The following is a 20125-nucleotide window of genomic DNA, read 5'->3' on the forward strand; positions in this document are numbered from 1 at the left end:
CACTGGAGTGAGTCGATGAGTCGCGAGCGCGTTCCCCACCTGGTCGTTGTCGGCGGCGGTTTTGCCGGCCTCTGGGCCACCCGTGCCCTGGCCCGCGAACGCATGCGCATCACCTTGGTCGACCGCCGCAACCATCACCTCTTCCAGCCGCTGCTGTACCAGGTGGCCACCGCCGGCCTGTCGGCGCCGGATATCGCCGCGCCGCTGCGCCACATCCTCGGCCACCAGCGCAACGTGGAAGTCCGCCTCGGCGAAGTGGTCGCCATCGACAAGCAGGCCCGGCAGATCCGCATGGCCGATGGCAGCACGCTGGACTACGACAGCCTGCTGCTGGCCACCGGCGCCACCCACGCCTACTTCGGCAACGACCAGTGGGCCGATGATGCCCCCGGCCTGAAAACCCTGGACGATGCCATCGCATTGCGCCGCAAGCTGCTGCTGGCATTCGAGCGCGCCGAGGCCGAGCCGGACCCGGCGAAGAAGGCCGCATGGCTGAGTTTCGCGGTGGTCGGTGGCGGTCCCACCGGTGTTGAACTGGCCGGCACCCTGGCCGAGATCGCGCGGCATACGCTTCGCAACGAATTCCGCCACATCGATCCGGCCAGCGCCAAGGTGCGGTTGGTCGAGGCTGGGCCGCGCGTGTTGTCCTCGTTCCCGGAAGTGCTTTCGCTGAAGGCGCGCCGGCAGCTGGAAAAGCTGGGCGTGGAAGTGCTGACCGGTACCCCGGTGAGCGACATCGACAGCCAGGGCTTCAAGCTCGGTGAGCAGTTCGTGCCGGCCCGCACCGTGGTCTGGGCCGCCGGCGTGGCCGCGTCACCGCTGGCGCGCACGCTGGACGTGCCACTGGATCGCGCCGGCCGCGTGCAGGTGCAGCCGGACCTGACCCTGCCCGATCACCCGGAGCTGTTCGTGGCCGGCGACCTGGCCGCACTGAACCAGGCCAATGGCAAGCCGGTACCCGGCGTGGCGCCTGCGGCCAAGCAGATGGGCAAGTACGTGGCCGGGGTGATCCGCGCGCGCCTGCATGGCAAGGCGGCACCGGGGCCGTTCAAGTACGCCGACTACGGCAACCTCGCCACCATCGGTCGCATGGCCGCGATCGTGCACCTGGGCCGGCTGCAGCTTTCAGGCGTACTGGCCTGGTGGTTCTGGCTGGCCGCGCACGTGTTCTTCCTGATCGGCTTCCGCAACCGCATCGTGGTGCTGCTGAACTGGGCCGTGGCGTACTGGAGCTACCAGCGCAGCGCGCGCATCATCTTCGGTGATGACCAGGAAGACCGGCGGCCGAGGCGGTAGGGCCGAAGACGGACACGGGTGCTCTGCCTGGGAGTAGATCCACGCCATGCGTGGATGCATGTCTGTGCAGGCCGCATGGAGCTCAGCCACGCATGGCGTGGCTCTACTGCCTCATCGGACCACCCGGCACCCGCCGTCTCGACCATGCCCGGCAGAAATCTTCCTTCCTCGCGGTGTCGGCAATCTGTGCGGTACTCCAATGCCGGGTGATCCAGATCGTCAACGCGGTGCTGCTCAGATGCCAGCGCAGCATGCCGTGCCGAGGCTGCCGCCACAGGTGGCGTCGGGCAATCCAGTAAGCCTCGCGCTCCACTTCAGGCACCTTCTTCTGCCTCGCGTTCGTATCGAACAGCTGCGCGGCGAAGCGCCAGGGATTCATCGTCTGGTATCCCGCCCGCGGTTCACTACTGCATGCGGCCACACCACTGGGCGTGCGGTCGGCAGGGTTCGGTCGACCTTCCACCAGCGCCAGTCCAAGCAGGTACAGCAGGCCAGGCAGCAGTGCGATGCCGGTGACCAGCACGACGACGGAGATCCATGCCTTGCCCGCAGCACGCATCGCTCACGGCGCCTTCGGTTTCGGGTACCACAACGCGTTGACGATGACCCAGCGCTGGTCGAAGCGCCCCATGTGGAAGTAGTCGACGAACCACGGGGTTTCCAGCCGTACCGAGGCCGCGTTGCCGGTCACGTCCAGCACCGTGCAGCGGCGGTCCCATTGATCCTTCGACGTCTTCAGCGCGCCCTGCTTCGTCAACGAGACCAGCTCTTCCTTCGACATGCGGCGCAGGCCCAGGCGTTCGTCGGGTGTATCGCCGAGCACCGCGCGCTTGGCCAGGTCCGGGTGCAGGGAACGGGCGACACGCTTCGGGTCGGCCTCCAGCTGGCCATCGACGTAGTCGTGGCAGGTGGCTTCGATGGCCGCGAGGGTGACCGGGTCGGCGGCAGGGCTGGTTGCTGCGGAGAGAGCGAACAGCAGGGCGATCGTGGACATCCGGGTCTCCAGCTCTGGGCGCGGGGCGATCATCGCATGGGCCGGGCAGGCCCATCCACGCATGGCGTAGATCTACAGAAGCGTCTCGGCAGGTGCCTGCAGCCAGGCCAGCTTGCGTTCGCGCGGCTGCTGCTTGAGCTGCCATTCGGCGCGTGAGGCGGCGGCCCGGTCCGGGTACTCGCGCACGGCCAGTACCCGCAGCGGCGGCCGGGCCCGGGTGTAGCGCGCGCCCTTGCCGGCCTGGTGGGCGGCGAAACGCGCGTCCACGTCGGTGCTGATGCCGGCGTAATAGCTGCCATCGCGGCATTCGAGCAGGTACAGGAACCACGGGCGGAGGGACGGGGCCATGGCCGGATTATGCCGTGCTGCACTGCAGCGGATATACTGGCGCCCGAATGCAGGAGAGAGGCGCCGCGCTGGCGCCCGCCGAAGGCGCAGGCTCCCATGATCGCTCAGGCCGGTGGGCTGGAATCCCACCAACCATGCATTCGACTCGCCGAGCTGGAGAGAGGTCACCGGGCACGCCCGGGACGATCCGCCGAAGGGGCACGCGGCCTACGCCGCTGAACTCTCAGGCAAAAGGACAGCGGGAGCGGCACCGGTCATCGTCATCCCGTCATTGCGCAGGCAGTGGCGATAGTGGCGCATGGCCGGCCCCACCGCGCCCGGAGCCTGTCCCCATGCTGTTGTCCATCATCTACCTGATCGCCATTTCCGCCGAAGCCATGACCGGCGCACTGTCCGCCGGCCGCCGCCGCATGGACCTGTTCGGCGTGGTCATGATCGCCTGCGTCACTGCCCTCGGTGGCGGCTCGCTGCGCGACATCCTGCTTGGCCATTACCCGCTGGGCTGGGTGAAGCATCCCGAGTACCTGGGCTTCACCGTATGCGCGGCGCTGATCGCCACCTGGGTCGCACGCTGGATGCACCACTTCCGCCGCACCTTCCTGGTACTCGACGGGCTGGGCCTGATCGCGTTCACCCTGATCGGCTGCTCGATTGCGCGCGAAGCTGGCCATGCCATGCCCATCGTGCTGATTGCCGGCATGCTGACCGGCGCGTTCGGCGGCGTGCTGCGCGACATCCTCTGCAACGAGGTGCCGCTGATCTTCCAGAAAGAGCTGTACGCGATCATCGCGCTGCTGACCGGTGCGGCCTATCTGTTGCTGCTGCACTGGGGAGTGGCCGATGCCACCGCGATCCTGTGCTGCCTGGGCGGCGGCTTCGCATTGCGCCTGCTGGCGATCCACTACCGCTGGGAAATGCCGAAGTTCGTGTACCACGACGAAGTGCATTGAGGTTCGCGTTCCCCGAGCACGGGGTTCGACGGCGTGGATCTGCTGCACCACCCCGGCGATGTACCTGGCGCTGTCGCTGGTGCGCAGCGCCAGGCGCATCGCCGGTGCAGATGGGCCGGTCTCCAACTCCGGCCGGCCCTGATCGCGGCCGCACCCCCGCAGGCGCTGGCCGCCATCCACACACGTGCCGCACTCAGGCGGCTTCGGACACCTTTACGTCGCGACGGGCGCGCACCGCCGCAGCCAGTCGCTCCAGCACCGTCACAGTGGTGTCCCAGTCGATGCAGCCATCGGTGATGCTCTGCCCGTAGACCAGCGGCTGTCCTTCCACCAGTTCCTGGCGGCCACCGACCAGATGGCTCTCGATCATCACGCCAACGATGCGCTGTTCGCCGTCTTCCAGCTGAACGGCAATGTCGTCGATCACCTTCGGCTGGTTCTCCGGGTTTTTCAGGCTGTTGGCGTGGCTGGCGTCGATCATCAGGCGCGTGGGCAGCTTGGCCTTGGCCAGCGCCTGGCAGGCGTCGGCAACGCTGCCTGCGTCGTAGTTCGGCTGCTTGCCGCCACGCAGGATTACATGGCAATCCGGATTGCCGGTGGTCGATACGATGGCGGTGCCACCCTGCTTGGTGACCGACAGGAAGTGGTGCGGATTGGACGCCGCCCCCACCGCGTCAGCGGCGATCTTCACGTTGCCATCGGTGCCGTTCTTGAAGCCGACCGGGCATGACAGCCCCGAAGCCAGTTCGCGATGCACCTGGCTTTCGGTGGTGCGTGCACCGATCGCGCCCCACGCCACCAGGTCGGCGATGTACTGCGGCGAGATCACATCGAGGAATTCGACACCGGCCGGCAGGCCGAGCTTGTTGATGTCGCGCAGCAGGCCACGGGCAATGCGCAGGCCCTTGTCGATCCTGAAGCTGCCGTCCAGGTCCGGATCGTTGATCAGGCCCTTCCAGCCCACCGTGGTGCGCGGCTTCTCGAAGTACACGCGCATGACGATTTCCAGTTCGCCGGCCAGCGCGTCACGTAGCGGCTTCAGGCGCTGGGCATACTCGATGGCGGCCTTCGGGTCGTGGATCGAGCACGGGCCCACCACCACCGCCAGGCGGTCGTCACGGCCATGCAGGATCTGGTGCAGGGCCGCGCGCGAGGCGCTGACGGTGTCGGAGGCTTCATCGTCACAGGGCAGCATCGCCAGCAGCTGGGCAGGCGGTGTCAGCGGTTCGATGGTGCGGATACGCAGGTCGTCGGTGTGCGGGGGCATTGCGGGAGATCTCCGGAACGTTGGGGGTCCCCAGCGTGGCGGCATGAAAAAAGCCGCCAGGTTCGCTGGCGGCTTTCGGGAATGCGTCTGAAGCTTTCTTCAGGGTGAGCGCAGTCCTTCCTCCGCCAGTGGCTTCGGAAAGTAATACCAGTAAAAGCGGGTGGCGGCTGCGTTCATGGGTTGTATTGATAACACAGCTTTTGCGCAGTGCAAAATGTTTCATCCGCAACTGGGGACACGGTTCAGTGAGGTGCGCTCCAACGCTGCCTACCCGGCAGCAGCCAGCCAATGTTGCTCATCTGCCATGCACTTCCACGTCCAGCAGGAGCCCTTCGTGGATGTCGGCCCAGCGCTCCAGCACGCGATCCAGCTCCTGCCTGGCCTCATCCAGCTGCTCGGGGTTGAGCAGGGAACGGGCGGTGTAGAGGTCGGAGACCAACCGCCGCAGGGCCGCTTCCGGGATGGCGACCGATGGCCCTTCCAGCCCCGGCAACTGCAATGCCGGGCTGTCGCCAAGCGGGCCGAACAGCGTGACCTGGAGCGTGCTCTGCATGATCAACTTCCCTGCGGATGGACATGGGCAATGCACTGTTTACCGCGTCCGGGTGACAGGCGCATGTGCCGGCCCTGCCGTGAATCCGGCACGGTGGGCGTGCACCGCGCTGCTGCAGCGAAGATTCTTCCTTGAGGATCATGGAATTGCCGGCCAGCGGCCGGCACTACCGCAGCGAGCGCATCGCGCGCTTGCGGATGCAGGCGTTGGCGGTGCTGTCGTGTTCGCGCTGCCAGCGCGCGCAGAGATCGCGCAGCCACTGCGGCTGTGTCTTGCCGGCATCATTGAGCCAGTTGCCGACGGAATCCTGCACATAGCGTTCCGGGTCATCGGCCAGTGCTTCCAGCAGCGCCACGGCCTGTTCCGGATGTTGCTTGAACAGGGCGATGTGCGTGGCCCAGACACCGCGTGGGCGCAGTGCCTCGCAGGCGAAGCGGCGCAGGCTGGGCGATCCTTCCTGCGTCCACGGCTGCAGGTACTCCAGCGCCTGCAGTGGTGCGGCAACAATGTCGGCACGCAGCGCCAGCCACGCCCATTCGCGCACGCCGAAGTGTGGGTCATCGGCCAGCGTGCGCATCTGCTGCAGCTTCTCTGCCAACGTTGCGCGAGCATCGCTGCCGATCAGATAACAGGCCCAGCCGCGCACGGTATCGCAGCTGTGATGCTGCCAGAGCGCGGGCGTTCCCTGCCCCGCCTCACGCAGCAACTGCGCGGCCAAGGCCATGCGCTGTGTGATGCCCTTGCCCGCGGCATCGCGCATGCGTTGCAGCGCTTCCGGTTCCAGCAACGGCGCCACGCACCGCAGCAACTCACCGAAGTCCACCGCCAGGCACTCGGCCAGATGGGTCGTCGCAACGCTGCCGCTGTTGAGCGCATGCAGGCGATGTGCAGACATCGCACTCATGCCCCGCTCCCGCGCCCGGCGTCGGTGTGCTGCCAGACCTTGTGCAGCAGCTGCGACAGCTGTAGCTGTTCGTCCGCATCCAGGCCGTTGAACAGGCCGCCGATCCACTGTGTGTGCTGCTCGAACAGCACTTCAGCCAAGCGCGCACCCTTTGCTGTCAGCACGATCTGCAGGCGACGGCCATCTTCCGCATCGCTGCGACGCTGCAGCAGGCCTTCGCGCTGCAGGCCATCAAGCAGGCCGCTGATGGTGGCGCGGGTCACACCGGATCGCGCGGCCAGCTCATGCGGCGGCAGCGCGCCATCGGCCCCGTGCAGCAGGAACAGCACGATGAACCGACCCTCGCTGAGCCCGTGCGGTGCAAGCCGGACAGCGCAGTCGCGATCGATCGACGAGGACAGCGAGAGCAGCCGGAAGCACAGGCGCAGCTGCGCGATGTTGGCGTGGCCGCGTCGCTGCGCTTCCTCCAGCAGCGCTTGGTGCTTGGTTTCGATCATCTCATGCGCGCGATGTAATTAGGCGCCTAATCATACATGCAGGAAGCCGTCATCTGTAGACCACACCGGTTCTCAGGCGAACGGTCCCAGCAGCAGGCGCGCGATCAGCCCGCCACCTTCACGGTGCAGCAGCTGCAGTTCGCCTGCGTGCCGCCTCGCCACATTGGCGGCCACAGCCAACCCCAACCCGGCGCCACCGGTGGCGCGGCTGCGCGAGCTCTCGCTGCGCTGGAACGGTTGCAGCAGGCGTGCACGGTCGGCCTCGGCGATGCCCGGGCCGCGGTCCATCACATCCAGCTGCACCCTGTGGCCGGCCATGGCGAGCTGCAGCTCCACGGCCCCGGCGTAGCGCTCGGCGTTGTCGATGAGATTGTCGATCGCGCGCCGGATCAGCAGCGCATCGCCGTTCCAGCGCAGCGTGTCCGGCCCCTGGAGGGAGATGCCGACTCCGCGCAGCAGCGCGGCCTGCACGCAGTCCTCCAGCAGCGCGGCCAGATCCAGACTGCGCATCTGCAACGGCTGCAGTTCACCGCGTGCGTAGTCCAGTACCTGCTCGATCATCGTATCCATGCGCTCGATGTCGGCCACCATCCGCGCCGCTTGGGGCGCGGGGGCGAACTCGGCGCGCAGGCGCAGCCCGGTCAGTGGCGTGCGCAGGTCATGCGCTACGGCGGCCAGCATGTGGGTCATGTCCTGTGCCTGCGCATGCAGGCGATCGCGACCGGTGCTGATCGCAGCGGCCAGCATCTGTACCTCGCGAGGGCCGTCATCCGGCAAGGGGGCTGCGGCCTGCAGGTCCACCCGTGCGCTGGCTTCGGCCAGGCGTTGCAGCGGGCGTCCCAGCCGGATGGATGCCCACGCCGCCAGCGGCGCCAGCAGGACCGCACCAGCCAGCAGTGCAAGCACTACCTGGCGGCGCCAAGCCGCCAGATCGCTGTGATCGCTGCCGACCACCTGCCAACGGCCATCGGCCTGGCGTACGCCCAGTTCAAACGGCGGCCATTGCATGGCGCTCAGTACCGCCGCCTGCGCCTTCAGTACACCGGCCCGCGCCGTGGCATCGAGCACGGCCCCACCCTCGATGACCTGCACGTCCGGCGCCTTGCCCTGCCCGCTCCAGACCAGGCGTACCTCCTTCGCCGGCAGCCCCATCTGCAGCGCCGCCAACTGCGTGAGCCAGTCACTGGCACTCCCCTGTGGAGGCGCATCCTGCGTCGCCAGATGCAGGCCCAGTGGCGCTGCGGCCTGCTCCCCGCGCAGCACCTGCACGGCCTGGTCCAACCGCATCGGCGGAGGCGCGGGCCGGGGCATCCAGCCAACCACGGCCACGCTGACCAGGGTCGCCAGCAACAAGCTGGCCAAGGCCAGCATCGCGATCCAGCGCGCCGTCGGCCACCGGCTGCTCACAACACCTGTACCTCGGCGTCGAAGCGGTAGCCCTCGCCGCGCAAGGTCTGCACCAAGGCTTCAGCACCGGGAGAGGCCTGCCCGAGCTTGCGTCGCAGCCGACTGATCGCCAGGTCGACCGCACGATCGACGCTGTCACTGGGTTCACCGCGGCTCAGCTGCAGCAGCTGCTCACGCCCCAGCACCCGCCCGGGGCGTTCGGCCAGCGCCAGCAGCAGGCTGAACTCACCGCGGCTGAGCGTCAGTTCGTTTCCGTCCGGTGCCAGCAGGCGGCGTTGATCAGGCAGCAGCCGCCAACCGGCAAAGCGCAGTTCGCTGGTCACCTGCGCGCGCAGCTTGTGCTGGCGGCGCAGCAGCGCGCGCACCCGTGCCAGCAGCTCCCGCGGATCGAACGGCTTGGCCAGGTAGTCGTCCGCACCCATCTCCAGTCCGATCACCCGATCCGGCGCGCTGCCCATCGCCGACAGCATCAGGATCGGGATGGCCCGCGCCTGCAGCCGGCGGCAGACCGAAAGCCCGTCCTCGCCGGGCATCATCCAGTCAAGGATGATCAGGTCGGGCCGTTCGCTCTTCAGCACCACGTCGAGCGCCGTCGCGTCCGCCGCGACCCGCACCAGGAAGCCATGCAGCAGCAGGCAATCAGCGATGGCATCGCGGATGCTGGCGTCGTCGTCGACAACGATGACACGGGCGGGAGTCGTCATGCGGGCAGTATCGGGCCGGTCTGTATCAGGACGGTATCAACAGCGATATTCCCGCGATACGCCGCTGCGCGCCAATGGGTGCCCATGATCACTGCGGAGATTTCCCTTGCGCCTCATCCTCCTGTCCCTGCTTGCTGCGCCGCTGCCTGCGCTGGCGTCCGATGGCCCCGAACACGTGCTGCCGATGTGGATGCAGGGTGGTCATCCGGCAGTGGCCGTCCTGCTGGACGGACGCGCCGAACCGCTGCGCTTCGTGGTCGACAGTGCCGCCGGGGCAACGCTGGTCGATACCCGCGTGGCGAGGCGCTATGGCCTGGAGGATGCGGATGCGGCGGTATCGCACGCCCAGGGCGCAAGTGCGAAGGCGGCCCGGTTGCAGCGCACGCGCAGCACGTCCTGGCAGCTGGGCAGCTGGCAGCTGCAGGCCCGTGGCATGCAGGTCGACCTGTCGTCGCTGTCCAAGGACGATGATCCGGCCATCGACGGCTTGATCGGCAATGACCTGACCGGACGCTGGGACACGCGTTGGGACTTTGGCGGCAATCGCCTGGCGCTGTGGACGCCCGGCCAATTGAGCCTGGAAGGACCGGGTTGCCAACCCAATGCGCTGCCCGGGCGCACCGCCGGCCTGCGCCAGTTCGGCTTCATCACACTGGCACTGGGTACGCCGGGCGTGGAGGCCATTGCCGTGGTCGACACCGGCGCAGCGCAGACTGTTCTCAACGCCGAAGCGGCTCGCGCACTGGGGCTGCGCACCGACGGCAGCGACGCACGGGTACGCATGCGCGAAAAGGGCACCGAAGGGCTGGGCGGCGGTGCGCAGGCCACCTGGCTGTACACCTTGCCCGGGATGACCGGCAGCGGCTGGCAGCATGCGCCGATGGAAGTCCGGATCAGTGAACTGCCGGTGTTCAAGGCGATCGGCCTGGAGGCGCGGCCGGCGCTGATCCTCGGTGCCGATGCGATGCGCGGCGGCCAGGTGGACATCGGTGAGGGCGCCGCACGGATCTGCCTGCGCCCGCCGGTGTCCAGCTGACCCCAGGGCCATGACGCCGGCAGCGGGCTGGCGTAGCATCGCGCCACGTCCAGCCGGGAGTTCCACGCATGCGCCGTGCCGTCCTGTTCTTGCTGACCCTGTTCCCGATGGCGATCCTGGCCGCACCGCCTCCCGTACCCTCGCCCGACCGCATTGACGCCGAAGCACGGCGCCTGATGCAGGCGGCCCATGCGCGTGGCATGGCGCTGGCGGTGATCGATGGCGGCAAGGTGATGCACGTGGCCGCCTACGGTGAACGGAACGCGGCAGGCGAACCGCTGCGCACCGACACCGTGATGTACGCCGCATCGCTGACCAAGATGGCCTTCGGCCACCTGGTCGCACAGCTCGCCCAGAACGGAGCGATCGATCTGGATGCCAGCATCGCCACCGCGCTGGACATGCCGCTGCCAGACTACCCGCCCGAACCGAAGAAGTACGCCGACTACAGCGTGCTGGCCGGTGATGCGCGCTGGCGCCAGCTCACGCCGCGACGGCTGCTGAACCACGCCAGCGGCTTTGCCAACTTCGGCTTTCTCGAGCCGGATGGCCGCTTGAAGTTCCACTTCGACCCCGGCAGCCGCTACGCGTACTCCGGGGAAGGACTGATCCTGCTGCAGTTCGTGATCGAGCGCGGGCGACTTGGCGAGGATGTGGGGGCGTTGATGCAGCAGCGCGTATTCGATCGCTTCGGCATGACGCGGACCAGCATGACGTGGCGTAGCGATTTTGCCGGCAACCTGGCCGATGGCTGGACTGCGGAAGGTACGGCCGAGCCGCACGACGAGCGCAGCCGGGTACGTGCAGCGGGATCGATGGATACCACCATTGCCGACATGGCCCGCTTTGTGGCTGGCTATGTGCGCGGTGAAGGACTGTCGGCTTCAATTCGCAAAGAGCTGGTGCGGCCGCAGCTGCCGATCACCACCACCAGCCAGTTCCCCACGCTGCAACCGGAGCTGCCCGCGGCGCAGCAACACAGGGATCTGGCCGCAGGCCTGGGCGTGGTGACCTTCCGCGGCTCGCAGGGCGCAGGTTTCTACAAGGGCGGCCACGATGACGCGGTCGGCAACACGCTGGTGTGCATCGAGCGGTACAAGCGCTGCGTGGTGATCCTGGGCAACGATGTACGGGCGGAGGCCACCTTCCCCGCGCTGGTGGCGTTCGTGCTGGGCGATACCGGCGTACCATGGCAGTGGGAATACGGCGCGGCGAAGGCATTCGTCGAATGACGGCGCGATGATGCCTGCGTGGCGAGCGCAGCGTGGATGGTTGCCTCGCTCAGCGCGCCTGCTCGAAGAACATCAGGTACACCAGCCGGCCATTCTCCAGGCAGTCGCCGAACGCTGGCCCGGCGGTGTGCCAGAACCAGGGCCGCAGCAGCACCAGCCGGTTGAAGCGCATCGGGATGCGCATGGTCATTTCCCACTGGCTGTCGTCGTTGCTGTCGCGCTCGATGATGTCGCGATGCATGTCGCCACCGTTTGCATAGCCCAACGCGGCCAGCTCCGCTGCATCCAGGGCCATGCGCTCGGTGCCGGTGCGGCGGTGGCGGAAGAACTCGGTGCCGCCCTCGCAGTGCTCCGGTGCACTCAGGTAGAGGATGCCCGACCAGTGCGAGTGATCGGCATGTACCTTGGCGCGGCCGGTATCACCGGCCAGGGTGATCCGGAACTTGCCGTGCGACTGCAGCGGGTTGACCGGCCGCAGCGGTTCGTTGACCAGCCGCGAGACCGCACCGGACAGTCCATCCAGATCCAGCCGCTGCTGCGAATTGCGGCCGGGGAACGCGCCCTCCTGCACGGGATAGGTCAGGCCCAGCGCCGCCTGGCGCAGCCCCTGCGCATCGGCAGGAGAAAGGAAGTCGTCGACGATGATGAACGAGGTAGGCATGGCCACCGAGCGTAGCGATGCGCTGCGGCGGCGGCAACCGGGCAACGAAAAACCCCGCCTTGCGGCGGGGTTTTTCTTTGCATCGGGACGGCGCGCCGACCAGGGTCGGCAACGACCGCCGGGGGCGTGGACTTAGAAGTCCATGCCGCCCATGCCACCCATGCCGCCCATGCCACCGGCGCCGCCCATGGCCGGCTCGTCCTTCTTCGGAGCTTCGGCAACCATGGCTTCGGTGGTGATCATCAGGCCAGCGATCGAGGCAGCGTTCTGCAGTGCGGAACGGGTCACCTTGGTCGGGTCCAGGATGCCGAACTGCAGCATGTCGCCGAACTCGCCGGTGGCGGCGTTGTAGCCGAAGCTGCCGGTGCCTTCCTTGACCTTGTTGATGATGACCGACGGCTCTTCACCGGCGTTGGCCACGATTTCGCGCAGCGGGGCTTCCATCGCGCGCAGGGCGATCTGGATGCCGTGGTTCTGGTCTTCGTTGGCACCCTTCAGGCCGGCCAGTGCGGTGACCGCACGGACCAGGGCAACGCCGCCGCCCGGGACCACGCCTTCTTCAACGGCTGCACGGGTGGCGTGCAGGGCGTCGTCGACGCGATCCTTCTTTTCCTTCATTTCGATTTCGGTCGACGCGCCGACCTTGATCACGGCAACGCCGCCGGCCAGCTTGGCCACGCGTTCCTGCAGCTTCTCGCGATCGTAGTCGGAGGAGGTGTCCTGGATCTGGGTCTTGATCTGGCGGACGCGTGCATCGACGGCAGCCTTGTCACCCACGCCATCGATGATGGTGGTGTTTTCCTTGGAAACCTGCACCTTCTTGGCGCGGCCCAGGTCCTTGATGGTGGCCTTTTCCAGCGACAGGCCGACTTCTTCGGAGATCACGGTGCCGCCGGTCAGCACGGCCATGTCTTCCAGCATCGCCTTGCGACGGTCGCCGAAGCCCGGCGCCTTGACGGCCACGACCTTGACGATGCCACGGATGGTGTTGACCACCAGGGTCGCCAGCGCTTCGCCTTCGACTTCCTCGGCCACGATCAGCAGCGGCTTGCCGGCCTTGGCGACGCCTTCCAGCACCGGCAGCAGGTCACGGACGTTGGAGATCTTCTTGTCGTGCAGCAGGATGTACGGGTCATCCAGGTCAGCGGTCTGCGACTGCTGGTTGTTGATGAAGTACGGGGAGAGGTAGCCGCGGTCGAACTGCATGCCCTTGACCACGTCCAGCTCGTTGTCCAGGCCCGAGCCTTCTTCAACGGTGATCACGCCTTCCTTGCCGACTTCCTTCATCGCGTCGGCGATGATCTGGCCGATCGACTCGTCCGAGTTGGCCGAGATGGTGCCGACCTGGGCAATTGCCTTGTCGTCGGCGGTCGGCTTGGAGATGTTCTTCAGCTCGGAGACGGCGGCCACGACGGCCTTGTCGATACCGCGCTTGAGGTCCATCGGGTTCATGCCGGCAGCCACGGCCTTGGCGCCTTCGCGGATCAGGGCCTGGGCCAGCACGGTGGCGGTGGTGGTGCCGTCGCCGGCGTCGTCGTTGGTGCGCGAAGCGACTTCCTTCACCATCTGCGCGCCCATGTTCTCGAACTTGTCAGCCAGTTCGATTTCCTTGGCGACGGAGACGCCGTCCTTGGTGATGGTCGGTGCGCCGAAGCTCTTTTCCAGCACGACGTTGCGGCCCTTCGGGCCCAGGGTGGCCTTGACGGCATTGGCGAGAACGTTGACGCCGCGCACCATGCGCGAACGGGCGTCTTCACCGAAACGAATATCCTTGGCAGCCATTGCATTTACCTCATTGGTAGCGCCGGACCAGGCCCGGCGGCTGGGATTTGGGGATCAGGTTGAAACAGGTCGCGCCGGGGCTCAGCCGATGACGGCGAGCACGTCGTCTTCGCGCAGGACCTTGTACTCGACGCCTTCGCTCTTGTACGAGCTGCCGGCGTACTGGCCGTAGATGACCTTGTCGCCGACCTTCAGCGACGGAGCGCGCACGCTGCCGTTGTCCAGCGGCTTGCCCGGGCCAACGGCCACGACTTCACCCTTGGTGGACTTTTCCTTGGCCGAATCCGGAATGACGATGCCACCGGCGGAGATTTCGTCGGCTTCGATCGGCTTGACCACAACGCGGTCGTGCAGCGGCTTGATGCTCATAAGAGACCTCTTAAGTTATTGATTGGTCTGAAAAAGTCCGGCGATGTTAGCACTCGCTCATGGCGAGTGCCAGAACCGCACGTGAAGAAACCCGACAACGTCGGGAGCAGGGCAGAGATGGAGCCCACCGATCCCCTTTCAAGGGCGGGAGGCGAAAAAATTTTTCCGTCTCGCTCATGCGGCGACGCAGCGGATCCGGCCAGATTCAGTGACCAGCGTCGCACTGTCAGATATCTGACGTTCATTTACGACAAAGTGTCACTGGATCGGCCTTAGGCTCGGCCGCGCATTCCCAATCACAAGGAGTAGTCGATGCGATTGCTGTCCCCGCTTGCCGCCGCCTGCCTGCTGGCCCTGGCCGCTGCGCCGGCCCAGGCCGAGGTCTTCATCAATGAACTGCACTACGACGACAGCACCGCCGCCGGTGACGTCGGCGAAGCGATCGAGGTCGTGGCCACCGCAGGTGAGGATCTGTCCGGCTACCGCCTGTACCTCTACAACGGCAGCAATCCGTCGGCGGCCGTGGTCTACGCCAACAACCCGGTGCCTGCCGGTAGCGCCGCAGGGTGCGGCAGCGCGACCATCGCCGTGGTCAACTACCCGACCAACGGCCTGCAGAACGGCGCGAACGACGGCATTGCCCTGGTCGATGCCAGCGGCAAGGTGGTCCAGTTCCTCAGCTACGAGGGCGCCATCACCGCCTCCGCTGGCCCTGCCGCCGGCATGACCAGCCAGAACATCCCGGTGGCCGAAACCAACAGCACCGCGGCGGGCACCTCGCTGCAGCTGACCGGCAGCGGCAGCCAGTACGCCCACTTCACCTGGGCCGAGTCGGCCACGCAGACGTTCGGCAGCTGCAACAACGGCCAGACCTTCAGTGGCGGCGGCACCCCGGGCCCGAACACGCCGCCGTCGGTCTCCACCACCACCCCGGCGCAGGGCAGCGGCACCTTCCCGGCCGCCGCCGACCTGGAAGTGGTGTTCAGCGAGACGGTGAACCTGGCCAGTGGCGCCTTCGCCCTGAGCTGCGGCACCTCCGGCAGCGTGCCGCTGACCTTCCCGGCCAGCGGCCGCAGCGTGAAGCTGTCCACCAACACCGCGCTGGTGGCGGGTGAGGCCTGCCGCTTCGACATCCGTGCCGCGCGCATCACCGACCTGCAGGGCGCGCATCCGGCCGCCGACAGCCGCATCGCCTTCACCGTAGCCAGCACCGGCGGCAATCCGGACCCGGGCAACCCGGGCGTGCCGGCCGGTTACTACTCCAAGGTCAACACCAGCAGCCCCAGCCAGCTGCGCTGCTCGCTGCACGCCACCATCAAGGGCCACACCGCCTACCCGTACAGCGGCTCGGGCACCAGCACCTGGACCATCCTGGAAATCGCCGACGAGGATCCGAACAATGCCGGCAGGATCCTGGATGCCTACCGCAACCGCAGCTACGCCAAGGTGACCGATCGCGCCGGCAGCGGCGGTGGCCTGAAGTACAACCGCGAGCACACCTGGCCGAACTCGCTGGGCTTTGCCACCACCACCGGTGACAAGGGCCTGCCGTACGCGCCCTACACCGACACCCACATGCTGTATCTGACCGACGCGCAGTGGAACGCCGACCGTGGCAACAAGCCGTTCGGCAAGTGCGACGCCAACTGCGGCGAGCGCGCCACCGAGGCCAACAACGGCCAGGGTGGCGGCAGCGGCGGCTATCCGGGCAATTCGAACTGGGTTCGCACCCCGGACGGCAACGGTGGCACCTTTGAAGTGTGGGGTGCACGCAAGGGCGACATGGCGCGTGCGGTGCTGTACATGGCGATCCGCTACGAGGGCGGCAAGGATGCGGCCACGGGACAGTCCGAGCCGGACCTGGAGCTGACCGATGACCGCAGCAAGATCGTCAAGACCAGCAGCTCGCCGGCCTACATGGGGCTGCTGTCGACGTTGATCGACTGGCATCTGGCCGACCCGCCGAGTGCTGCAGAACGCGCCCGCAACGACGTGATCTACAGCTTCCAGGGCAACCGAAACCCATTCATCGACCATCCCGAGTGGGCGACCCCGGCCCTGTTCACCTCGGCCAAGCCGGCGACCTGCCAGCTGGCCAACTGACCGCGCAACGCAGCGGTCCACTGCCGCCGCCGGGCCCTGACCCGGCGGCGGCCCTATACTCGACGGTCATGTCGACCGTCGATCCTGTCCTGCTGCTGTTGACCACCTGCCCGGACCGGGCCAGTGCCGAGCGCATCGCGCACGCGCTGGTCGGCGAGCGCCTGGCCGCGTGCGTCACCCGCCTCGATGGCGCGCAGTCGACCTACCGCTGGCAGGGCGAGGTGACCACCGACGCCGAACTGCAGCTGCTGGTGAAAACCACCGCGAGCCGCGTCGATGACGCGATTGCCCGGATCGTCGAACTGCATCCGTATGAACTCCCGGAGTGCATCGCGGTCGAAACCCGGGCCGGCCTGCCGGCGTATCTGGACTGGATCCGGGCACAGACCCGGGAGGACACTGATTGAAGACTCTGTTTGCGCGCGGCGCCGCCTTGTGCGCCCTGTTGTGGCTCTCGCTGCCGGCCTTCGCGCTGGATGAGAAGGACCTGCTGCCGGTGGACCAGGCGTTCGCACTGACCGCCAGTGCTCCCGAACGGGGCCAGGTACAACTGCGGTTCAAGATCGCGCCGGGCTATTACCTGTATCGCCACCGCACCAGCGTCAAGGCCGACCCGGCCTTCAATGCCGGCGCGCTGCAGATGCCCAAGGGCGACAAGCACCACGACGATTTCTTCGGCGAGGTCGAGACCTATCGCGAGCGCCTGCAGGCCACCCTGCCAGGCACACCGACCGACGCTGCCGGCACCATCAGCCTGGAAGTGCGTTACCAGGGCTGTGCCGACGCCGGTGTCTGCTACCCGCCGCAGAAGCGCGTGGTGCAGGTCACCCTGCCGGGCGCCGGTGCGGCAGCCGCGGTGCCTGCCGCGCGTGCCGGTGCAGCGAACCCATTCAACAATCCGTTGGCCGGCGCCGGCAACGCGGGCGGCCTGCGCCTGCCGGGGGCAGCCAATAACGGCCAGGCACTTCCGCTGCCGTCGGAACAGGCGTTCGGCTTCGATGCCATCGCCAGTGACGGCAATACCGTGCTGCTGCGCTTCAGCCCAGCGCCTGGCTACTACCTCTACCGCGACCGCACCTCGCTGAAGCTGGAAGGCAGCGCCGGCGTGCTGGCCGACAAGCCGCGCTGGCCGGCCGCGCAATCGCATCGCGACGAGCACTTCGGCGATGTCTCGGTCTACTTCAACCAGGTGGAAGTGCCGCTGCCGCTGCGCCGCACCGTCACTGATGCAGTCGACAGCACCCTGGTGGTGACCTTCCAGGGCTGCCAGACCGATGGCATCTGCTACCCGCCGATGACCCGCCGGGTGAAGCTGTCGATTCCGGCTGGCAAGCTCTCCGCCAGCACTGACCAGGCACCAGCGCGCAACGAGGTGATCAACCCGCTGCGCGCCGCCGGCGCGCCGCGTGAATCGGCCAGCGGCGCACCGCTGCGCCTGCTGCCGACCGTCCCCAACGATGGCAACGCCGCTCCCGCCGCCACCGGCAGTGAGGGTGCAGGCAATGAGCTCGCCGCCGATGCGCGCGATGGCAACGCCCTGCGCACGCGTCCACCGGCGACCACGCCGAACCCGGACCGTTCGTTCGTCTGGGTGCTACTGCTGGCGCTGGCCGGTGGCCTGGTGCTTAACCTGCTGCCCTGCGTGCTGCCGATCCTGTCGCTGAAGGTGCTGAGCCTTGCGCAGAGTGGCGAGAGCCCGCAGCGTGCTCGCAGCCATGCACTCTGGTACACGCTGGGCGTGCTGGTCGCGTTCGCGGTGATCGGTGCGCTGATGGTGGGCCTGCGTGCGATCGGCAACGCGGTTGGCATCGGCTTCCAGCTGCAGCACCCGGGCGTGGTGGCCGCACTGGCGTACATCATGTTTGCAGTGGGCCTGAGCCTGTCGGGCGTGTTCACCCTCGGTGGTGGCATCGGCAATCTTGGCCAGTCGCTGGCCAGCCGCAGCGGTCCGGCCGGAGATTTCTTCACCGGTGCGCTGGCCTGCGTGGTCGGCAGTGCCTGCGTCGGCCCGTTCATGGGCGGGGCGATTGCCTATGCCTTCATTGCCCCGCCACTGAAGGCGATGACGGTGTTCCTGTTCCTCGGCCTGGGCCTGGCGCTGCCGTTCCTGCTGATCGGCTTCGTGCCGGCACTGGCACGCCGCCTGCCCAAGCCCGGCCCGTGGATGGAAACGCTCAAGCACGTGCTGGCCTTCCCGATGTATGCCACCGCGCTGTGGCTGCTGTGGGTGCTGGGCAAGCAGCGCGGCGTGGACGGCATGGCACTGGTGCTGGGTGGCCTGCTGCTGTTCGCCTTCGGCCTGTGGCTGTTTGAACGCAACCGCTGGACCGGCTCGCGCGCGGTGACTCTGCTAGGCGTGCTGCTGGCAATCGGTGCGCTGGTTCCTGCCTGGGGCGTGACCCAGCTGGCACCGCCGGCACGGGCCGCGCAGTCCGCCAGCGAGAACGTGGTCGAGTATTCGCCGCAGTTGCTGGACCGCCTGCGCGCCGACAACCGCGTGGTGTTCGTCAACATGACCGCCGACTGGTGCGTGAGCTGCAAGGCCAATGAACGTGCCGTGCTGTCGCGGCCGGATTTCAAGGAACTGCTCAAGCGCACCAACGCGGTGTACATGCGTGGTGACTACACCAATGTCGACCCGCAGATCACCACGTTCCTGGAAGAACACAAGGCCGTGGGCGTGCCGCTGTACGTGGTGTACGGCCCCGGCGCGCCGCCGACCGTGCTGCCGACCCTGCTGACCCAGGCGGTGGTCGAGGAAGCGCTGCTGCGCACCGCACGATGAAGTGGCAACGGCCAGCGCTGCTGTGGACAGCGGTGCTGGCCGCCGGCATCGGCCTGTGGGCCGGGCATCGATTGGCACCGGCGCCGGCTGCACCCGGGCCCATGCCAGTGGCGCCTGCTGCCGCGGTTGCGGCACCCGCCCTGCAGGTCGGCGATAGTCTCCCCGCGTTGTCGCTGCCCGATCTTGAAGGCCGGCCGCTGGACCTGCGCCAACACGCTGTCGGCCGCCCGCTGCTGATCAACGTCTGGGCCAGCTGGTGTGCGCCCTGCGTGGAAGAAATGCCCGAGCTGGCGCGCTTTGCCGCTGCCCAGGACGACCAAGGCGTGCAGGTGCTTGGCCTGGCGCTGGATACGCCGGAGGATGTGCGCCGCTTCCTGCAGCAGGTGCCGGTAGACTACCCGATCGTGATCGAGGCACCCGGGCCACGCGATGCCAGCGTGCAGCTGGGCAATGCGCAGGGCCTGCTGCCTTACAGCGTACTGTTCGATGCACAGGGGCGGCTGGTGAAGGCGAAGCTGGGACCGTTCGCCCACGGCGAGATCGACAGCTGGGTGAAGTGAGGGTTCGGCAGGGCTGCGCCCTGCACCCGCAGAGGCCTTCAAGCAACAGCAACAGCGACAGCCAAAGCCAATGCGGCTCCGGATTGCTGATGGCCTGGCGGGGCGGTGCGGCTGGGCAGGACACGCCGTACCCCCCCTCCGGGGTCCGGCCCAGCCGCTGGCGGCTGTGCGTTCGGGCGCTTGCGAAGCAGTGCTTCGCAAGCAAAGCGCCCTCACCCATGGGGGCTCGATGGCGCCATCCATGGCGCCAACGGTCCTGCCCAGCCACGCCGCCCCGCCTCTGACAGACTCCCGCAGCTGTTGGTAGGTGTCGACCTTGGTCGACACGGTAGATCCACGCCATGCGTGGATGACTCTCCAACGAAATCGAATATTTCGACGTTTGAACGAAAAGCGTCCATGCATGGCATGGATCTACGGCAGGTCCCGAGAAACTGTCGAAGGCGGGGTGGGTCCGGTTGAGGGGGCGTGAGCCGCATGGATGCGGCGACCGAGCTTACATGGATGTACTTGCAGCGTCCCCCTCAACCGGACCCACCCCGCCAATCCACGGAATTCACGCTGTTGCTTCGGCTGTTGCTTCTGAGGTTGCCGGCCAGCGGCCGGCACTACCGCGGGTGCCGGGCGCCGCCCGGCTGATACCCCCTGCTTGACCGCAGGCAGGGCGCCACGGAGAA

At 67.4% G+C, this 20125-nt stretch carries 20 protein-coding genes and 2 riboswitches; of the genes, 8 read left to right on the forward strand and 12 right to left on the reverse strand.

Going from position 1 to position 20125, the window contains the following annotated elements; translation table 11 throughout:
• Positions 1-15: 15 nt before the first annotated feature.
• Positions 16-1296, forward strand: coding sequence for an NAD(P)/FAD-dependent oxidoreductase (locus ACYKG1_RS19240; RefSeq protein ID WP_478471128.1), 1281 nt, complete (start codon positions 16-18; stop codon positions 1294-1296).
• 103 nt (positions 1297-1399) lie between these two features.
• On the opposite strand, the gene ACYKG1_RS19245 is transcribed toward ACYKG1_RS19240, so the two are convergent.
• The 3 genes from ACYKG1_RS19245 to ACYKG1_RS19255 all read right to left on the reverse strand — a co-directional run bounded on the left by ACYKG1_RS19245 (position 1400) and on the right by ACYKG1_RS19255 (position 2638).
• Entirely contained in the window at positions 1400-1855 is a 456-nt protein-coding gene (locus tag ACYKG1_RS19245; protein ID WP_262227879.1) for a hypothetical protein, read from the reverse strand.
• Positions 1856-1858: 3 nt separating this feature from the next.
• Entirely contained in the window at positions 1859-2290 is a 432-nt protein-coding gene (locus ACYKG1_RS19250; RefSeq protein ID WP_100474071.1) for a nuclear transport factor 2 family protein, read from the reverse strand.
• Between the two features lie 72 nt (positions 2291-2362).
• Entirely contained in the window at positions 2363-2638 is a 276-nt protein-coding gene (locus ACYKG1_RS19255; RefSeq protein WP_014038656.1) for a GIY-YIG nuclease family protein, read from the reverse strand.
• A 40-nt stretch (positions 2639-2678) separates the two neighbouring features.
• Positions 2679-2768, forward strand: a riboswitch (glycine riboswitch).
• Between the two features lie 13 nt (positions 2769-2781).
• Positions 2782-2885, forward strand: a riboswitch (glycine riboswitch).
• 85 nt (positions 2886-2970) lie between these two features.
• Here ACYKG1_RS19255 and ACYKG1_RS19260 point away from each other — a divergent pair.
• Positions 2971-3588 carry a trimeric intracellular cation channel family protein gene (locus ACYKG1_RS19260; RefSeq protein WP_005411215.1) on the forward strand — a complete coding sequence of 206 codons (618 nt, stop codon included), beginning with the start codon at positions 2971-2973 and terminating at the stop codon, positions 3586-3588.
• A 193-nt stretch (positions 3589-3781) separates the two neighbouring features.
• On the opposite strand, the gene ACYKG1_RS19265 is transcribed toward ACYKG1_RS19260, so the two are convergent.
• The 6 genes from ACYKG1_RS19265 to ACYKG1_RS19290 all read right to left on the reverse strand — a co-directional run bounded on the left by ACYKG1_RS19265 (position 3782) and on the right by ACYKG1_RS19290 (position 8920).
• On the reverse strand, positions 3782-4855 hold the full coding sequence (locus ACYKG1_RS19265) for a 3-deoxy-7-phosphoheptulonate synthase (RefSeq protein ID WP_478471129.1): 1074 nt from the start codon (positions 4853-4855) through the stop codon (positions 3782-3784).
• A gap of 295 nt (positions 4856-5150) precedes the next feature.
• On the reverse strand, positions 5151-5408 hold the full coding sequence (locus ACYKG1_RS19270) for a hypothetical protein (RefSeq protein WP_262083548.1): 258 nt from the start codon (positions 5406-5408) through the stop codon (positions 5151-5153).
• Positions 5409-5574: 166 nt separating this feature from the next.
• Positions 5575-6312, reverse strand: coding sequence for a DNA alkylation repair protein (locus ACYKG1_RS19275; RefSeq protein WP_478471130.1), 738 nt, complete (start codon positions 6310-6312; stop codon positions 5575-5577).
• On the reverse strand, positions 6309-6809 hold the full coding sequence (locus ACYKG1_RS19280; RefSeq protein WP_478471131.1) for a MarR family winged helix-turn-helix transcriptional regulator: 501 nt from the start codon (positions 6807-6809) through the stop codon (positions 6309-6311). Before ACYKG1_RS19280 ends, ACYKG1_RS19275 begins: the two co-directional genes overlap by 4 nt.
• A gap of 72 nt (positions 6810-6881) precedes the next feature.
• Positions 6882-8180: a sensor histidine kinase gene (locus ACYKG1_RS19285; RefSeq protein ID WP_478472776.1), complete on the reverse strand. Its 1299-nt coding sequence runs from the start codon at positions 8178-8180 to the stop codon at positions 6882-6884.
• Positions 8181-8212: 32 nt separating this feature from the next.
• Complete coding sequence (locus ACYKG1_RS19290) at positions 8213-8920, reverse strand: response regulator (RefSeq protein WP_478471132.1); 708 nt, start codon at positions 8918-8920, stop codon at positions 8213-8215.
• Between the two features lie 106 nt (positions 8921-9026).
• Here ACYKG1_RS19290 and ACYKG1_RS19295 point away from each other — a divergent pair, with 106 nt between their 5' ends.
• Together ACYKG1_RS19295 and ACYKG1_RS19300 are read left to right on the forward strand one after the other, a co-directional pair.
• Positions 9027-9956 (forward strand): pepsin/retropepsin-like aspartic protease family protein, encoded by a 930-nt coding sequence (locus tag ACYKG1_RS19295; RefSeq protein WP_478471133.1) that lies wholly within the window; start codon positions 9027-9029, stop codon positions 9954-9956.
• 68 nt (positions 9957-10024) lie between these two features.
• Positions 10025-11188 (forward strand): serine hydrolase domain-containing protein, encoded by a 1164-nt coding sequence (locus tag ACYKG1_RS19300; protein WP_478471134.1) that lies wholly within the window; start codon positions 10025-10027, stop codon positions 11186-11188.
• 49 nt (positions 11189-11237) lie between these two features.
• Here the strand turns inward: ACYKG1_RS19300 and ACYKG1_RS19305 are convergent, their stop codons facing one another.
• From ACYKG1_RS19305 to ACYKG1_RS19315, 3 genes are all read right to left on the reverse strand, one after another.
• Entirely contained in the window at positions 11238-11849 is a 612-nt protein-coding gene (locus ACYKG1_RS19305) for a DUF6445 family protein (RefSeq protein ID WP_014038665.1), read from the reverse strand.
• A gap of 132 nt (positions 11850-11981) precedes the next feature.
• Positions 11982-13631 carry a chaperonin GroEL gene (groL, locus tag ACYKG1_RS19310; RefSeq protein WP_478471135.1) on the reverse strand — a complete coding sequence of 550 codons (1650 nt, stop codon included), beginning with the start codon at positions 13629-13631 and terminating at the stop codon, positions 11982-11984.
• A gap of 81 nt (positions 13632-13712) precedes the next feature.
• Positions 13713-14000, reverse strand: a complete 288-nt coding sequence (locus ACYKG1_RS19315; protein ID WP_006396661.1) for a co-chaperone GroES — start codon at positions 13998-14000, stop codon at positions 13713-13715.
• A gap of 312 nt (positions 14001-14312) precedes the next feature.
• Here ACYKG1_RS19315 and ACYKG1_RS19320 point away from each other — a divergent pair, with 312 nt between their 5' ends.
• The 4 genes from ACYKG1_RS19320 to ACYKG1_RS19335 all read left to right on the forward strand — a co-directional run bounded on the left by ACYKG1_RS19320 (position 14313) and on the right by ACYKG1_RS19335 (position 19448).
• Positions 14313-16103 carry an endonuclease gene (locus ACYKG1_RS19320; protein ID WP_478471136.1) on the forward strand — a complete coding sequence of 597 codons (1791 nt, stop codon included), beginning with the start codon at positions 14313-14315 and terminating at the stop codon, positions 16101-16103.
• Between the two features lie 68 nt (positions 16104-16171).
• The gene (cutA, locus tag ACYKG1_RS19325; RefSeq protein ID WP_010481118.1) at positions 16172-16510 is read left to right on the forward strand and encodes a divalent-cation tolerance protein CutA; all 339 of its coding nucleotides are present in this window, start codon (positions 16172-16174) and stop codon (positions 16508-16510) included.
• Positions 16507-18888: a protein-disulfide reductase DsbD family protein gene (locus ACYKG1_RS19330; protein ID WP_478471137.1), complete on the forward strand. Its 2382-nt coding sequence runs from the start codon at positions 16507-16509 to the stop codon at positions 18886-18888. Before cutA ends, ACYKG1_RS19330 begins: the two co-directional genes overlap by 4 nt.
• Positions 18885-19448 (forward strand): TlpA family protein disulfide reductase, encoded by a 564-nt coding sequence (locus ACYKG1_RS19335; protein WP_478471138.1) that lies wholly within the window; start codon positions 18885-18887, stop codon positions 19446-19448. Before ACYKG1_RS19330 ends, ACYKG1_RS19335 begins: the two co-directional genes overlap by 4 nt.
• Positions 19449-20125: the final 677 nt, after the last annotated feature.

It is taken from the genome of Stenotrophomonas sp. 85239_Sma, from assembly GCF_056481725.1.

Excerpts from the sequence above, each read along its gene's own strand:
- cutA (WP_010481118.1), top strand. The coding sequence starts at position 16,172 with ATGTCGACCGTCGATCCTGTCCTGCTGCTGTTGACCACCTGCCCGGAC.
- ACYKG1_RS19245 (WP_262227879.1), bottom strand. The coding sequence starts at position 1,855 with ATGCGTGCTGCGGGCAAGGCATGGATCTCCGTCGTCGTGCTGGTCACC.
- ACYKG1_RS19265 (WP_478471129.1), bottom strand. The coding sequence starts at position 4,855 with ATGCCCCCGCACACCGACGACCTGCGTATCCGCACCATCGAACCGCTG.
- ACYKG1_RS19275 (WP_478471130.1), bottom strand. The coding sequence starts at position 6,312 with ATGAGTGCGATGTCTGCACATCGCCTGCATGCGCTCAACAGCGGCAGC.
- ACYKG1_RS19250 (WP_100474071.1), bottom strand. The coding sequence starts at position 2,290 with ATGTCCACGATCGCCCTGCTGTTCGCTCTCTCCGCAGCAACCAGCCCT.
- ACYKG1_RS19315 (WP_006396661.1), bottom strand. The coding sequence starts at position 14,000 with ATGAGCATCAAGCCGCTGCACGACCGCGTTGTGGTCAAGCCGATCGAA.
- ACYKG1_RS19305 (WP_014038665.1), bottom strand. The coding sequence starts at position 11,849 with ATGCCTACCTCGTTCATCATCGTCGACGACTTCCTTTCTCCTGCCGAT.
- ACYKG1_RS19240 (WP_478471128.1), top strand. The coding sequence starts at position 16 with ATGAGTCGCGAGCGCGTTCCCCACCTGGTCGTTGTCGGCGGCGGTTTT.
- ACYKG1_RS19300 (WP_478471134.1), top strand. The coding sequence starts at position 10,025 with ATGCGCCGTGCCGTCCTGTTCTTGCTGACCCTGTTCCCGATGGCGATC.
- groL (WP_478471135.1), bottom strand. The coding sequence starts at position 13,631 with ATGGCTGCCAAGGATATTCGTTTCGGTGAAGACGCCCGTTCGCGCATG.
- ACYKG1_RS19320 (WP_478471136.1), top strand. The coding sequence starts at position 14,313 with ATGCGATTGCTGTCCCCGCTTGCCGCCGCCTGCCTGCTGGCCCTGGCC.
- ACYKG1_RS19270 (WP_262083548.1), bottom strand. The coding sequence starts at position 5,408 with ATGCAGAGCACGCTCCAGGTCACGCTGTTCGGCCCGCTTGGCGACAGC.
- ACYKG1_RS19280 (WP_478471131.1), bottom strand. The coding sequence starts at position 6,809 with ATGATCGAAACCAAGCACCAAGCGCTGCTGGAGGAAGCGCAGCGACGC.
- ACYKG1_RS19255 (WP_014038656.1), bottom strand. The coding sequence starts at position 2,638 with ATGGCCCCGTCCCTCCGCCCGTGGTTCCTGTACCTGCTCGAATGCCGC.
- ACYKG1_RS19335 (WP_478471138.1), top strand. The coding sequence starts at position 18,885 with ATGAAGTGGCAACGGCCAGCGCTGCTGTGGACAGCGGTGCTGGCCGCC.
- ACYKG1_RS19285 (WP_478472776.1), bottom strand. The coding sequence starts at position 8,180 with ATGCTGGCCTTGGCCAGCTTGTTGCTGGCGACCCTGGTCAGCGTGGCC.
- ACYKG1_RS19290 (WP_478471132.1), bottom strand. The coding sequence starts at position 8,920 with ATGACGACTCCCGCCCGTGTCATCGTTGTCGACGACGACGCCAGCATC.
- ACYKG1_RS19260 (WP_005411215.1), top strand. The coding sequence starts at position 2,971 with ATGCTGTTGTCCATCATCTACCTGATCGCCATTTCCGCCGAAGCCATG.